Genomic DNA, 14,114 nt, shown 5'->3' with positions numbered 1-14,114 from the left:
GCTCAGCTCGCCCGCGTCGACAGAGCAGCGAACGTGGCCGTCTCCCGCGCCGGCAACGGCACCGCAGCCGCAGCCGCAGCCGCATCCATCGGGCGGCCCGCCGCCGCATCCATCGGGCGGCCCGCCGCCGCATCCATCGGGCGGCCCGCCGCCGCGCGCAGCGCCCGGTACAGCACGCCCGCGTCGCCGAGCCGCCGACGCAGGGCCCGCTCCAGGCCGGCGATCGGGTACAGGTTCTGCGGGGCGCGGGAGTCCTTGTATCCGGCGGAGGCGTACCGGGCCAGCGTCACCTGGGTGCGCCCGGCGAGCGCAGCCGCTGACGCGACGGAGAGCTCGGCGGTGCACTCCAGCCGCACGACTCCTGCCCACGGCGCCCCCGCCTCGCAGGGCAGACGCAGGTACCAGGTGTAGCGGCTCCACCCCCCGGTCGAGGTGAGGCGGAACATCGGCGTGCGCTGGCCGGGGCCGAGCCGGGCGACCACCGCGTTCAGCTCGGGATCCAGGTAGGCCGTGTGGTGGGTCTTGATGTAGCCGACCGCGCGGGCGAGCCGGTCGCGGCCGCGCAACGGGCCGTCGACGACGAGCAGATCGTCGTCCACCCCGAGCCGCTCGCGCGCCTGCCCGGCCGCCGCGACCTCGACCTCGTTGAGCAGACCCTGCACCCGCTGGCTCAGCGCCTGCGCGGGCGGCTGATTCGCCTTCGCCGAGATGACGTCCACCGTGTAGCGCCCGGCAGCGGTGACGACGTCGACCGCATGCTCGGCGGTGGTGATGAGCCCGCGCCGGACCTCCGACGCCGCCAGGTGCGCGCCGTCGGTGGGGCAACAGCAGATGACGCCCGCGGCGTACGACGCGCACAGCGCGGGCAGTGCCTCCGGCGCCTCGGCCCCGCCGTTCACCCACACCTGCGCGTCCACCCGGCGGACCCCGTCGACGAACAGCGTCGCGGCCGGGGGCGACACCCCGGACGGCGCGTCGATCGGGGCCCACTGGTCGACAGCCAGCTCGACGCCGGGATCGACCTCCTGGCGCGACTGGCCCTCTGCCGCGTCGAGGCTGACGCCGTAGGACGGATCCCACGGGTCGACCGAGAAACGCATGCCCGGATGCACGGTCACAGCCCTCCTCGCCGGTCCGGCGTCTGCCAGGGCGATCTTCCTCTGACGGGCGGACGATAACCCGCTCCCGCCACGTCGTGGGCGGGACGCGCGGGAACATCCGTTCGGATGGCGCTTTCTGTCGGTGGGCGGTGGGACGCTCGCGTCCCACCAACCGCCCCCTCTCGAGGAGACCCCCGATGTCCACTCGCACCGAGCCGTGGCCCGCAGGGACGCCCTGCTGGGTCGATCTCTCCGTCCCGGACGTCCAGGGCGCCGTCGCCTTCTACGCGGCCGTGATCGGCTGGACGTTCGTCGACTCCGGCCCGGACTACGGCAACTACCAGATCGGCCAGATGGACGGGCGGGCCGCCGCCGGCATCGGTCCGGTCATGCAGGAGGGCCAGCCGTCGGCCTGGACGGTGTACCTGGCCAGTGACGACGTCGACGCCACGGCGACGCTGATCGGCGAGCACGGCGGTTCGATCTACGCCGGCCCCATGGACATCCCGGGCAGCGGGCGGATGCTCATCGCCGCCGACCCGACGGGTGGCGTCTTCGGCGTGTGGCAGCAGACCGGCATGATCGGCACAGCGGTGCTGGACGAGCCCGGCGCCTTCACCTGGGACGACGCCCGCCTCCACGACGTCGAGGCCGGGAAGCGCTTCTACGCCGACGTGTTCGGGTTCCGGTACTCGCCGCTCGGGCCGGAAGCCGGCGAGACGGCGGACTACGAGGTCTTCAGCATCCGCGACGGGCGCCCGGCAGGCGGTATCGGCGGGATGATGGGCGCGCCCCCCGGAACGCCGTCGCACTGGCTCGCCTACTTCACCGTGGCGGACGTCGACGCGTCGTTCGACGCGGTCGGCGACGGCGGCGGCAGCGTGCTCATGTCACCGGAAGACACGCCCTTCGGCCGGATCGGGGTGGTGCGGGATCCGTTCGGGGCGACGTTCGGGTTGCACGGCGCCCCGGCGGGCGGCTCGGAGAACTGAGCGCCACGTTTTATGGTTCCCGGGACCGGGGTCGCACACCGGTCCCGGGAACCAGTGCCGCTGCTGCTCCCCACAGCAGCGGTATCGGCGCCTCGATGAGGGCCGTGGTTCACGGTCAGCGAGGAGGCCCGGCGGTCACGTCCAGCAGCGGTTCCGGAGCAGGACGGAACACGGCGGGAGCGAGGACGTCAGCACGGGTACTCCTTCCAGAAGAGTCACCTGTCGGTCGCGACCCGGCCACCCAGCGTTAGAACTCCGGCGTGCAGTTACTCAGAAATGATGAGTGCTCACACTATGGAGTGGCGGGCGGAGTCCGGATCAACCTTCCCGCTCGATTCGCGCTGAGCGCTGATCGCGGCGCACCGCGAACCGCACCGGCACCCGCTCGGCCAGACTCGGCACGTGGGTGATGACTCCGACCATCCGGTCGCCGCGGCCCGCGAGGTTTTCCAGCGTGCTCGCCACCACGTCGAGGTTCGCCTCGTCCAGCGTCCCGAACCCCTCGTCCAGGAAGATCGAGTCGAGCCGCGCGGCACCCTCGGCGGCGAGCGTCGATATCTGCGCGGAGAGCGCGAGCGCCAACGCCAGGCTGGCCTGGAACGTCTCGCCACCTGACAACGTCTTGACCGGCCGCCGTGCGTCCGCGTCGGCATGGTCGACGACAAGGAACTCGCCCTCCTCGTGGGTGAGCTCGAACTGGCCTCCCGAGAGCTCGGCGAGCCCGGCGGAGGCGTCGGCGACGAGGGTGTCGAGCGCGGAGGCGACCAGCCACCGCGGAAACCGGTCGGAGCGCAGCAGGCCGCCCAGCATCCGGGCCACCTGCTGCGCCTCGTCGGCTTCGGCCCGTGCGGTCCGCTTGCCGGCTGCCTCGGCCCGTCGCTCGACCAGCCGCTCGCGGACGGCCTTCGCGTGGGCGAGCGCCGCGGCGACGGCCGCCACGGCGGCCTCGGCCGTCACCACGGTGCCGCCGGCACCGTCGACAGCCACGCCGTCGGCGGCCAGCGCCGCCTCGAGCCGTGCGTGGACGGCTGCCCGCCGGCTCCGCGCGGCGTCTGCCGCCGCCCGAGCAACGGGAAGCCGTTCCGCCCGATCCGCGGACTCCCGTGCGGCCCAGGTGGTGAGCGCCGACCATGCCGCGGCGAGATCGTCGCCGGCGGCCGCCGGGGCGCCCAGTGCCACCAGCGGATCGCGCGCGCCGCGCAGCGAGTCCCACCCGGCGGTGACCTCGCGCCGGACGGCCTCGGCGGCGCCGTCCGCCGCCGCGCGTGCCGTGCGGGCGTCACGCAGGGCGGCGTCCGCCGACCGGGCAGACGCCTCGAGGTCGTCCAACCGGGCCAGGTCCGCATCGACCTGATCGGCCGGCGGTGCGTCGGCGAGCGCCACACGCAGCGTGGACACGCGCTCGTCGAGTACCTCGACCCGCCCGCGGGCCTGCTGCTCGGCACGGGCGGCCGCGGTCGCGTCGCGCCTCCGGGCGGCGAGCTCACCACCGGCGGCATCCGCGGCACGGGCCGCCTCCTCGGCCGCCGTAGCGGCAGCAGCCTCCGCCCGCTCGGCCGACGGAAGCGCCACCTCGCGTTCGGCCAGCGCCCCGCCGACCCATTCCAGCAGCGACGACCACCCGGCGACCGGGTCGTCCGCCGCGCCGGGCGCGCCCAGCGGGACCAGCGGGTCGCGCGCGACGCGGAGCGCGCCCGCCGCCGCGGCGAGGTCGCGCTGGATCGTCTCGACACGCGACGCGGCCTCGTCGCGCGCCCGGCGCGCCGTCCTTGCTCGGGAGTCGGCCTCGCCCGCCGCGGCGGCGACCGCGTCCAGCTCCGCCAGCACGGCGTCGACGGCAGCTCCGCTGTCGAGCTGCATCGGGCCGTTCCGCGTGGCGCCACCAGGGCCCGCCTGCATCCACGAGCCGTCGAACGCCCGGCCCGCCGCTGCCACCGCCGCCTGCAGCCGCGTGACCTCCGCCGTCAGCTGATCCCGATCCGTTGCCGCCTGCCGCTCCGCGGCGACCGCATCCGCCTCCCGGGCGAGAGCGTCTTCCAACCCGGCCTGGGCCGCGGCGACGGCGCTCTCCAGCGCCGCTACATCGACCCCGGCCAGCGGGGCCGGCAGCGCAGCCACCTCCTGCGTGCACACCGGGCACGGCTCCCCCACGACCAGCGACGGCCGGAGCGCGGCGGCGAGGTCGCCACGCACGGCGGCGTCGCGGCAACCGAGAGCGGCGGCGAGCGCCGCGCGGGTCTCGATCACGGCGGCGGCCGCGGCGGACCGCGCATCCGCGGCCTCTTGGTGCCGGGCCACGACCTCGGGCTCGGTGGTCGCCGCGGAAGCGAGGGCGACGTGGTCACGCCGGGCCTGCTCGAGAGGCGCCCGCTCCGGCGCGGCGGCAAGCCGCTTGCGTGCAGCCGCGTCCGCGCTCTCGGCCGCGTCGAGCCGCCCTCGAGCAGCGTCGAGCGCAGCGACGGCCTCGGCCCGCCGGCGCTCCGCGACATCCAGCCCCACGGGCGCGCGCACGGCGACCAGCAGGGCGCGCTCCTCCGCGACGCGTGCGGCGACGCTTCTCGCCGCACCGAGCGCGCCGAGCGCGGAGTCGCGGGCCGCCACAGCCGCGGTGGCTGTCTCCTCGGCTTCCCCCACCTGCCACGCGGCCTTCTCCTCCGCTGCGCGGGCCGCCTCCAGCGCCTCGACGACAGCGGGCCGGGCAGCGAGAGCAGCGGCGAGGTCGGTGTACTCACGCCGGGCCCGGTCCAGCGGACGACGGTCGGGCGCATCCGCGAGGAGCTTGCGTGCGGCATCGTCGGCGGCCTCGGCGTCCGAGAACCGGGCGCGCGCAGTGCGGACGCGTTCCTCGGCGTCGCGACGGCGGCGATCGAGCGCCTCCAGCCCGTTCGGTTGCACCAGCGCACCCAGGCGGGCGTGCTCGGCCTCCAGCGTCGCGACGTCGTCGTCCGCCCGGGCGACCGCCTCCGCCGCCGTCGACACCTCCGGGAGCAGCAACGAGATCCGCTCCGCCAGCGCTTCGAGCCCGACCACTCGCTCGTCGGCCTCGCCGACGGCCTCGTCCGTCGCGTCGGCGTAGGCGCCCAACTGCTCGGTCAGCAGCGCCGCCCGGTCGGCCGCCGCCGACGCCTCCCGGTTGGCTTCGCGGGCGATGCGCTCGTAGATCCCGAGTCCGAGCAGGCGGGTGAGGATGGCCTGCCGGTCGCCCGGCTTGGCGTGCAGGAAGTCCGCGAAGTCGCCCTGGGGCAGCACCACGCAGGAGGTGAAGTGCTCGAAGGACAGCCCGAGCAGCTGCTCGACGGCCTTCGTCACACCGGAGTCGGCCGCGAGGACCTCCGTGTCGCCGTCGACTCCGTCCACACCGTCGTGGTCGAGGAGCTGCTCCAGCCGGGCGTTCTTGACGTTGACCCCGCCCCGCGCGGAGCGGCGCAGCTCCCGCACGGCGACGAACCGGTGGTCGCGGACGTCGAACACCAGCCGCACGACACCGCGGTTCACGCTCGGCGCGAGGCCCAACGCCACGGCTCGCCGGTCGTCCCAGCGGGGCACCGTGCCGTACAGCGCGAACGTCAGCGCGTCGATCACCGTCGACTTCCCGGCGCCCGTCGGGCCGACCAGCGCGAAGTACTCCGCGCCGGTGAAGTCGACGACGGCGCGCTCGCGGAACGCCGCGAACCCCTCCATCTCCAGCCGCACCGGCCGCATCAGATGCCCTCCTCGACCGTGCTGACCCGGTCGTGCAGCCGGGCGAACAGCTCCTCGACGCGCCGGTCGTCGACCGACCGCGCGCCCAGGAACTCGTGGAACAGCTCGCCCGGGCTGCGGTCCGCGCCGGTGCCGCCGCTGGGCCGGGAGGACCCGACCGGCGCAGCGAACTCCGGGTCGATCCGTACCTCCAGCGCGTTCGGCAGCAGGTCGGTCACCTCCTCGCGCATCCCGGCCCGGGCGCGTTCCCGCACCCAGACGCGCAGCAGGTCGTCGCCGACCACGTCGCGCATGCCGGCCAGCTCGGCCACCGTGCCGTGGACCGTCCGGAGCCGCCGCCCCGCCGTGATCGGGATGTCCGTGACCCGGGCCGGCGTGGTGGGTGTGGCCTCGATCAGCAGCACGACGTTCGTGTTGTCCTGCTCGCCGAAGTCGACGGCCAGCGGCGCACCGGAGTAGTGGACCGGCACCGGCGCGGCAAGCGACTGACGCCGGTGCAGATGGCCCAGCGCGACGTAGTGGGCGTCCATCGGGAAGATCGCCGCGGGCACCGAGTACTCGAAGATCGACTGTGCGGCCCGCTCGCCGCCACCGAATTTGCCGCCGAGCACGGTCAGGTGCGCCATCACGAGGTTCACCGCGTCCGTCCGGAAACCGTCGGTGAGCGCCTGCACCAGCGAGCGCACCTGCTGGTCGTACGTGCCGGTGTTCTCCGCCGGGGACTGCGCCACCAGCTCGGCGGCCCGCACGGCGTAGCGCTGCGACAGGAATGGCAGCACCGCGACCGTCGCCCGCTCGCCACTGCGCGCGGCGAACTCGACGACGCCGCCGGCCTCGGCCGTGCGCACCGATCCCACCAGCGTCACGCCCGCGGCTCCGGCGAACGGCCGGTACGCATCGAGCGTGGCCGCGTGGTCGTGGTTCCCCGCGATCACGACGACCTGCGCTCCTGTGGCGGCCAGGGCCATCAACGTGCGGACGACGAGACGCTGTGCGGCAGCACTGGGAGCAGCGCTGTCGTAGAGGTCGCCGGCCACGAGAACGGCGTCGACCTCCTGCTCACGGGTGATGCGCACGATCTCGCGCAGCACCTGTTCCTGCTCGTCGAGGCGGCCGACACCCTTGAGTGACTTGCCGACGTGCCAGTCGGCCGTGTGGAGAAGGCGCACGGACGACACCGTAGGGGCCGCCCCCGACAGTTCCGGCTCAGCCTCCTGCCGGGCGCCCGAAGCTCGGCCTCCCGGAGTTGTCGATGTCGCCGCGGTCCCGGCTGTAGAGGTGGATCTCGAGACCGTCGGGGTCGTGGAACAGCACCATCCACCCGATGGTCGCCTCCACGATCTGGTTGGCGACGCCCAGCTCGTCGAGGTGCGCGGCCCAGGCGTGCACCGCCTCCCGGTCGTCGACGGCGAAGATCACGGGGTCGAACCCCGACAGCCCGGCGATGTCGGGCCGCTCGCGCAGGGCGACCCCGGTCTCGCCGAGGCCGGGCGCGGTGTAGGCCACGCCGCGCACCACGCCGTCGTCGTCGGGGAACTCGTAGAACAGGTTCAGGCCGAACACCTGCTCGTACCACGTGCGGCTCGCCGCGAGGTCCCGCACGGGGAACTTCACGCCGAAGATCCCGGCGAGTCGCGGTGCGGCGCGTTCGGCAGCTGTCATGGCGGTCTCCGCCCCGGGTTAGACTTGGATGTTCTTCAATTCGTTGGAGTTTAATTCCAACAGAAGTGACGCACGACGTCAACGGACTTCGAGGAGGACCGTGGCCGAAGCACGCCGGTACTCGACGGTCCTGCGCGCCGAGCAGACCGCGCTGACGCGCCGTCGCATCCTCGCGGCCGCGAGCCGGCTGTTTCTCGAGCGGGGCTACCTCGGCACCACGCTCAGTGCGGTCGCCCAGGTCGCCGGGGTCAGCGTGCAGACCGTCTACAACGTGGTCGGCGGCAAGGCCGTGCTGCTCAAAGCCGTCTACGACGTCACGCTCGCCGGCGACGACGAACCGGTGCCGTTGAGAGAGCGCCCCGAGTTCCGCGCCGTCGCCGAGGCGGCCACCGGCCGCGAGTGCCTGGCGGGCTACTCGGCCGTCGGACGGATGCTCAGCGAGCGCCTGTTCCCACTGGTGAACGTGCTGCTCGCCCAGGCCGCCGCCGGCGATACCGACCTTGCCGCGTTCGTCGCGACCATCGAAGGGGAACGCGCGACCGGCACGCGCAATGTCGCCACGTTCGTCGCCGAGCGTTTCGGGCTCCGCGCCGGACTGGACGTCGACGCCGCCGCAGACGTGCTCTGGGCCCTGACCTCACCCGACCTGGCCGACCGCCTCGTCGTGCGCCGCGGTTGGGGCTGGGACCGCTTCGAGCGGTGGCTGGGCACCGCCATGGCGGACGCCCTGCTGGGACCGGACGCCGACTAGAGCTCGGCGTGGTCGATGACGCAGAACTCGTTGCCGTCGGGGTCGCGGAGCACGACGAAGTCGGGGTCTTCCGGGTAGGGCCAGTCGGTGACGCGGCTGGCGTCCAGTCCGACCAGTCGTTCCACGTGCCGGTCCTGCTCGCTGGTGTAGAGGTCGACGTGCACCCGCACGGGCTCGCGCGACGGTGCGTCCGAGAGCTGCAGTGAGACAGGAAGGCGCGCCCCATCGGGATGCACCAGCATGACGAACCGCGGGTCCATCTCCGCCTCGCGCTGCCGGTAACCCAGCGCGGCACACCAGAAGTCGACGGCGCGGCGCATGTCCTGCACGTTGACCACAACCGTCGCCAGGTGCAGGTCACCCGGATCGTCACTCGCCTGCATCACGCCGCGGAGGCTAACCCGTCGACCGGACGAACCGCTGTCCCCATGCCCGCAGGTGCGGCCCCAGTTCCTCCGGGGCCACGACGGTGAAGTCCGCGCCCACGGCTCCGACGGCCAGTGCGGCCCAGTCCAGCGAGTCCGTGCTCATCCGCATGCGGCAGCCGTCGCCGGCCTCCTCGACGCTCACCCACCGCCCGACCCGCGCCCGCACCACGTCGGCCGGCGCGTCGAACAGCACCTCCACGTCGTAGGAGGTCGGAAGGTTGCGGAGGCCCGAGCGGACGAATGCCGCCGCGTCGTCGGCAGGCAGGTCGCGGGGGCGGAACCGCGCACCCGTCCGCTGTGGAGCGTCGAGCCGGTCGAGGCGGAAGCTCCGCCAGTCGTGACGGTGCAGGTCGTAGGCGACGAGGTACCAGCGGCGACCGAGCGGGACGAGCCGGAAGGGCTCCACGAGGCGGTTCGACCGGGCCCCGTCGGCGGCGGCGTAGCCGAACTCCAACCGCTCGGTGTCGCGGCAGGCCTGCGCGACGGTGGTGAGCAGACCCGGATCCACCGCCGGTCCGCCGCCGGCGAAGGTCGCCGGGACCGTCACCATCCGCAGCGCCTCGACCCGTCGCCGCAGGCGTGGCGGCATCACCGGCACCACCTTGGCCAGCGCGCGGACCGACGCCTCCGCCACCCCGGTCACACCGCCCTGCGCCGCGGCCTGCAGACCGACCGCCAGGGCGACGGCCTCCTCGTCGTCGAGCACGAGCGGGGGCATCGCCGCCCCGGCGGCCAACTGGTAGCCGCCGTCCACGCCGCGATTCGCCTCGACGGGATAGCCCAGCTCGCGCAGCCGGTCGACGTCGCGCCGCAGCGTCCGCACGGACACCTCCAGCCGGTCGGCCAACTCGGACCCCGGCCAGTAGCGATGGGTCTGCAGCAGGGACAGCAGGCGCAGGGTGCGCGAGCTCGTGTTGGCCATGTTTTCCAGTGTCGTCCTATTGAGGTCAGAAAGTGACACCAGTGGGTCATAGTCTTCTCCCATGACGACATCCGAGACCGCCGCCGCCTCCGCCTCCTTCTCTGCGGGACAGGGCACCTCCGGTGAGCGGGCCGACATCCTGGAGACCCTGCGGACGCACCGGTACTTCCTGCGTCACACCGCCGAGGGCCTGACCGACGAGCAGGCCCGGCTGTCCCCGACGGCCAGCGAGCTCACCGTCGGCGGGCTGATCAAGCACGTCTCCGCGATCGAGGCCGGGTGGGCCGACTTCGCGGAGCGTGGCACCGAGGCCATGCCGTCGATCGAGGGCGAGATCAGCCCGGAGGTGCTCGAGAAGTTCCAGAACGAGTTCCGGCTGCTGCCCGACGAGACCCTGGCCGACGTGCTGGCCGCCTACGAGAAGGTCGCCGCGCGCACCGACGCTCTCGTCGAGTCGCTCGACCTCGACACGGCGTACCCGCTGCCGCCGGCGCCGTGGTTCGCGCCGGGCGCGACCCGCTCGGTGCGCCGGGTGTTCCTGCACATCGTCGCCGAGACGGCCCAGCACTCCGGGCACGCCGACATCCTCCGCGAGACGATCGACGGCCAGAAGACGATGGGCTGAGCCCGTCCACCGGGGGTGCCACCACACCCCCGGTGTGGCCAACCCCCTGGAGCATCCCTCCCGCGGCCCCGCAGGCTGGGAGCCGGGGTTGCCGTCCGTCCGGGCCGGCGATCCCCGGGAGGGACCGTCCATGGACCAGGCGACGACGTTCTACCAGGTGCTGACGACCGCGAGCTTCACGCTGCTCGGCATCTGGGTCGGTGTCATGCAGTTCGCGCACGGTGGTTGGCGTACTGATCCGGCCCGGCACGCGACGACGCTGCACGTCACGCTGAAGTTCTTCCTCCCCGGCGTGGTCGGGCTGGCCTCCCTGCTCGGCTCGGCCGGCAACGGCGGCCTCGTGTGGCGTGTGACGTTCATGCTCGGCGGACTGGCCGGAGCTGCCGAGTCGGTGCACTTCCTCCTGCGCGGCGCCGCGCGTCCTGCAGCGATCCGTCGGCTCGCCCTGGTCGACCCCCTGCTGTACCTGGCGATGGTTGTCGTCGCGTTCGTGCCCGCCGGCGCGCTGGCCGTCACCCCACTGCAGGCCGAAGGGATGGCGACGGGCCTGGTGTTCGTGACCGGCCTCATAGGCGTCTGGATCGCCTTGTCCGAGCAGGCAGCCGCGGACGATCCGGCACCGGTACAGGTCAGAACCTCGCGGCCTCCGGAACGACCCGTTCACCCAGGATCTCCAGCGGCGTTATCGCCTCGACGCCCGGCACCCAGCCGTGCGCTTCGGTGAACCCCAGTGCGGCGAACCCGCGCAGCTGCTCCAGCAACTGGTCGACGTTCTCCCCGTCCTTCCCGGGGTCGATGCCGACCATGACCGTCTTCTCGATCTCGTCGTAGTCGCGCCCGACGTCCGCGCAGTGCTGCCGCAGGACGTCCAGCTTGCGCTCGATGTCGTCGCCGCCGAACAGGTTGCACGCCTGGGCGTACTGCGCCACCAGGCGCAGCGTCTTCTTCTCGCCCCCGCCACCGATGAGGATCGGCGGGTGCGGCCGGCGCAGCGGCTGCGGCGAGTTCAAGGTCCGGCCCAGCTGGTAGTGCCTGCCCTCGAACGGCGCGTCGTCGTCGCTCCACATCTGCAGGCAGATGCGCAGCGTCTCCTCCAACCGCTCGAAGCGCTCGGCCGTCGACGGGAAGAAGAGGCCGAGCCCGTCGGACTCCTCGCCGTTCCACGCCGCGCCGATGCCCAGCCACGCCCGGCCGTTCGACAGCACGTCCAGGGTACTGATGATCTTGGCGAGCAGGCCGGGGTCGCGGTAACTGACTGCCGTCACCCAGGCGAGCAGCTCGACCCGGGACGTCCGGGCCGCCAGGTAGCCCAGCGTCGTGTAGGCCTCGAGCATCGGCTCCTCGGGCGGGCCGAGCGGGCCTATCTGCCAGACGTGGTCCATGACGCTGACCCGGGCCATCCCGATGTCCTCGGCAGTGGTGACGACCCGGGTGAGCTGCTCGGCGATCGCGCCCGGCCCGCCGGGCCAGGTGAAGTTCGCGACGTGCAGGCCGATCTCCATCAGTACCTCTTCCACTCCGTCGAGGATCAGAACGGGATGTCGTCGTCGACCGCAGGCAGGCGGGCGAACGGATCGCGTGAGGCACCGTTGCGCGCCCCGGCGACGACCGGCGGAGCGCCCGTCTCGGACTCCCGGGTCGCCCACGCGGGGAACGGGAACTCCACAGCCAGCGGCACCGGGATCTCGGGCTGGGACACGAACATCGTGCCCGGTTTGGCCAGCACCGCCCGCGCCCGCTGCGAGGGAGGCAGGAACCCGTACTCGGGCCTTCCGGCCTCTGCCGGATCGAGCCGGCCGACCACCTTGACCGACGAGTTGGAGACGATCCGCCGCTCCACCTCACTGGCTGTCTGCTGGGCGCCGATGAGGATGATGCCCAGCGACCGGCCGCGTTCGGCGATGTCGAGCAGCACCTCCTTGATCGGGCTGCTGCCCTCCCGCGGGGCGTACTTGTTCAGCTCGTCGAGCATCGTGAACAGGAGCCCGCCCGCGCCCGCGGCCTCCTTGCGCGCGGTCTCCGCTGCGAGCACGACACCGACGACGAACCGCTGCGCCCGCTCGGGCAGGTTGTGCAGGTCGACCACCGTGAGCTGCTGACCCTCGGTGGTCACCAGCCGCCGACCGGACGAGGGCAGATCGCCGCGGACGACCGAACGCAGCGGCTTGAGGCTGGAGCGCAGCCGGCGCAGGAAGGCGTTGACCGTCCCCGTGCCCGTCACCGGGCCCGCCCAGTTGCGCCGGGCGTCCTCGTCGGTCAGCCGGTCGGACAGGAACTCGATCAGGTCGTCGTAGGTCCGCAGCAGCCGACCCTCGACCGTCACCGCACCGTCGTGGCCGGTCGCGACCGCCTCCCGCCGCAGCCGGGCCGCGACCTGGTGGATGACCATCGTGTACTGGTTGCGCTCGTCCTCGGCGTCCGCGAAGACGTACGGCAGCAGCTCTCCGGAGCAGAACTCGGCGAGCGTCCACCAGAAGGCGCTCACGCCACTGGTGCGGCCGACGACGTGTGGCCGGCCGGTGAGGTCGTCCGGCGTGGGCGGGGCGAAGAAGCCGACGGAGGCGAACGGCCTGGCCTCGAGTCCGAGCGTCGCGTAGGCGGCGCGCAGGTCGTCACCATCCCCGCTGTCCAGCTTGCGGTTGGCGTGGTCGAGGAACAGCAGGTCTTCGCCCTTGACGCTGAAGATCAGCGCCTTCGCGTTCAGCGCGTTCTTCAGCGCGCCGCCGGTGAAGATCGAGTACAGCAGGAACAGGGCGAAACTGGTCTTCGTGGCGACCCCGGAGATACCGCTGATCGAGACGTGCCCGCCGCGGGTGCCGTCGAGGAACTCGAGGTTCAGGTAGATCGGGTCGCCGTCGCGGCCGAGACCGGCGGCGACCTTGTGTTCCATCTGGTCGAAGTAGAGAGCCTTCGCCCGCTCCTCGCCGGTGGCCCGGTAGGCGAACGCCCCGGGCCACGGCGGCACGTAGACCTCGGGGTCCACCCGCGTGGTGGTGACCTCGGCGATCTCCTGCACCTGGGCGGGCAGCACGCCGTCGGCGATGAGGAAGACGTCGGAGCCGTAGGTAGCGCCCTCGTGCCGGGCGCGGACCTCGGTGACGACGCCCGCGGTGGCCACCGGCTCGCGGCCGGGGACGGCGCGGACGGTGACCACCACGTCGTCGAGCTGCAGATACGCGTCCTGGTCGAGCGCCACGCTGAACAGCAGCGGGGTGGAGTCTTCGGTGCCGACTACCCGCCCGACCGGCGGACCGCTCGTCGTCTTCTCCGGCCCAGATGGCACCAGCGCTGCTCTCCTCGAGATCGGGCCCGGTCACGTCCTCAGCGACCGGGCCCGACACTATCCACGTGCACCGACAGTTCGTTGTCGGGTCGCTATCGCCGGGCGAGTGCCGGCTGCGTCGCCGCGACGCGCTGGCGGCCGATCTCCGGGATCCGCACCGCGAGCTGGTGCGACAGGATCTGCCAGAACCGCTCCTCGGGGTTGCCCGCGCGCCAGGCGTCGGCCAGCCGGGAGGTCGCCTCGGGGTCGACCGTCCGCCGCGGACGCAGCCGCAACCTGCACTTCCCTCGAACCTCGCGGTCCAGAGCCTTCCACGCCTCCTCGGCGGTGGAGTACACGCCGACGTCCGCCGCCCCGTACTCGTCACCCAAGATCAGGGTGTACGCACTGACCACATCTCTGGCCACGTACCGGATCCTCCTCGTGACACCGACTGGTGTGACCCCGCTACCTCTCCTGATCGCTGTCTTGTCCATCGCGGACGGCGCCGTCGCCGTCACACTTCCCACCCGTCTGCATCGTCGGAGCGCGGGTGGGGCCGCGGGGTGGCCGCGGGGTGGCCGCAACTGTAGGGCCACGAAAGGGTGATCCCGGGCCGTCGGAGCTCCACCGGGGCGTCTCGTCGACGGACGGGCAGCGCGCTGCGCCG

The 14,114-nt window shown here is 73.0% G+C and carries 13 protein-coding genes; 4 read left to right on the top strand and 9 right to left on the bottom strand.

From position 1 onward, the window contains the following. Window positions 1-2: 2 nt before the first annotated feature. Window positions 3-1,118, bottom strand: a complete 1,116-nt coding sequence (locus RM445_RS10000) for a DNA double-strand break repair nuclease NurA (protein WP_311555883.1) — start codon at window positions 1,116-1,118, stop codon at window positions 3-5. 179 nt (window positions 1,119-1,297) lie between these two features. Between RM445_RS10000 and RM445_RS09995 the strand changes: the two genes are divergently transcribed. Next, window positions 1,298-2,092, top strand: a complete 795-nt coding sequence (locus RM445_RS09995) for a VOC family protein (protein WP_311555882.1) — start codon at window positions 1,298-1,300, stop codon at window positions 2,090-2,092. A 318-nt stretch (window positions 2,093-2,410) separates the two neighbouring features. On the opposite strand, the gene RM445_RS09990 is transcribed toward RM445_RS09995, so the two are convergent. The 3 genes from RM445_RS09990 to RM445_RS09980 are packed head-to-tail and all read right to left on the bottom strand — an operon-like array spanning window position 2,411 to window position 7,456. Then, window positions 2,411-5,794, bottom strand: coding sequence for an SMC family ATPase (locus tag RM445_RS09990; RefSeq protein ID WP_311555881.1), 3,384 nt, complete (start codon window positions 5,792-5,794; stop codon window positions 2,411-2,413). Then, complete coding sequence (locus RM445_RS09985) at window positions 5,794-6,963, bottom strand: metallophosphoesterase family protein (protein WP_311555880.1); 1,170 nt, start codon at window positions 6,961-6,963, stop codon at window positions 5,794-5,796. The genes RM445_RS09990 and RM445_RS09985 overlap by 1 nt, the downstream gene beginning before the upstream one ends. Window positions 6,964-7,000: 37 nt before the next feature. Next, window positions 7,001-7,456, bottom strand: coding sequence for a VOC family protein (locus RM445_RS09980; RefSeq protein ID WP_311555879.1), 456 nt, complete (start codon window positions 7,454-7,456; stop codon window positions 7,001-7,003). Between the two features lie 100 nt (window positions 7,457-7,556). Between RM445_RS09980 and RM445_RS09975 the strand changes: the two genes are divergently transcribed. Beyond that, window positions 7,557-8,207, top strand: coding sequence for a TetR/AcrR family transcriptional regulator (locus tag RM445_RS09975; RefSeq protein WP_311555878.1), 651 nt, complete (start codon window positions 7,557-7,559; stop codon window positions 8,205-8,207). On the opposite strand, the gene RM445_RS09970 is transcribed toward RM445_RS09975, so the two are convergent. After that, window positions 8,204-8,590 (bottom strand): VOC family protein, encoded by a 387-nt coding sequence (locus tag RM445_RS09970; protein WP_311556022.1) that lies wholly within the window; start codon window positions 8,588-8,590, stop codon window positions 8,204-8,206. The two genes, RM445_RS09975 and RM445_RS09970, sit on opposite strands and share 4 nt — an antisense overlap. Before the next feature lie 13 nt (window positions 8,591-8,603). Then, the gene (locus tag RM445_RS09965) at window positions 8,604-9,557 is read right to left on the bottom strand and encodes a helix-turn-helix transcriptional regulator (protein WP_311555877.1); all 954 of its coding nucleotides are present in this window, start codon (window positions 9,555-9,557) and stop codon (window positions 8,604-8,606) included. A 61-nt stretch (window positions 9,558-9,618) separates the two neighbouring features. On the opposite strand from RM445_RS09965, the gene RM445_RS09960 reads away from it, so the two are divergent. Together RM445_RS09960 and RM445_RS09955 are read left to right on the top strand one after the other, a co-directional pair. After that, window positions 9,619-10,182: a DinB family protein gene (locus RM445_RS09960; protein ID WP_311555876.1), complete on the top strand. Its 564-nt coding sequence runs from the start codon at window positions 9,619-9,621 to the stop codon at window positions 10,180-10,182. Between the two features lie 34 nt (window positions 10,183-10,216). Next, window positions 10,217-10,906 carry a hypothetical protein gene (locus RM445_RS09955; protein WP_311555875.1) on the top strand — a complete coding sequence of 230 codons (690 nt, stop codon included), beginning with the start codon at window positions 10,217-10,219 and terminating at the stop codon, window positions 10,904-10,906. Here RM445_RS09955 and RM445_RS09950 read toward each other — a convergent pair. The 3 genes from RM445_RS09950 to RM445_RS09940 all read right to left on the bottom strand — a co-directional run bounded on the left by RM445_RS09950 (window position 10,812) and on the right by RM445_RS09940 (window position 13,872). Next, window positions 10,812-11,684: an LLM class F420-dependent oxidoreductase gene (locus tag RM445_RS09950; protein ID WP_397469274.1), complete on the bottom strand. Its 873-nt coding sequence runs from the start codon at window positions 11,682-11,684 to the stop codon at window positions 10,812-10,814. The two genes, RM445_RS09955 and RM445_RS09950, sit on opposite strands and share 95 nt — an antisense overlap. Window positions 11,685-11,710: 26 nt before the next feature. Beyond that, complete coding sequence (locus tag RM445_RS09945; RefSeq protein WP_311555873.1) at window positions 11,711-13,465, bottom strand: ATP-binding protein; 1,755 nt, start codon at window positions 13,463-13,465, stop codon at window positions 11,711-11,713. A gap of 92 nt (window positions 13,466-13,557) precedes the next feature. After that, on the bottom strand, window positions 13,558-13,872 hold the full coding sequence (locus tag RM445_RS09940; protein ID WP_311555872.1) for a hypothetical protein: 315 nt from the start codon (window positions 13,870-13,872) through the stop codon (window positions 13,558-13,560). Between the last annotated feature and the right edge of the window lie 242 nt (window positions 13,873-14,114).

The organism is Pseudonocardia charpentierae, assembly GCF_031845345.1.
Lineage (GTDB): Bacteria > Actinomycetota > Actinomycetes > Mycobacteriales > Pseudonocardiaceae > Pseudonocardia > Pseudonocardia charpentierae.
The sequence above is the reverse complement of the archived record's forward strand: the minus strand, read 5'-3'. Positions and strand labels throughout refer to the sequence as shown.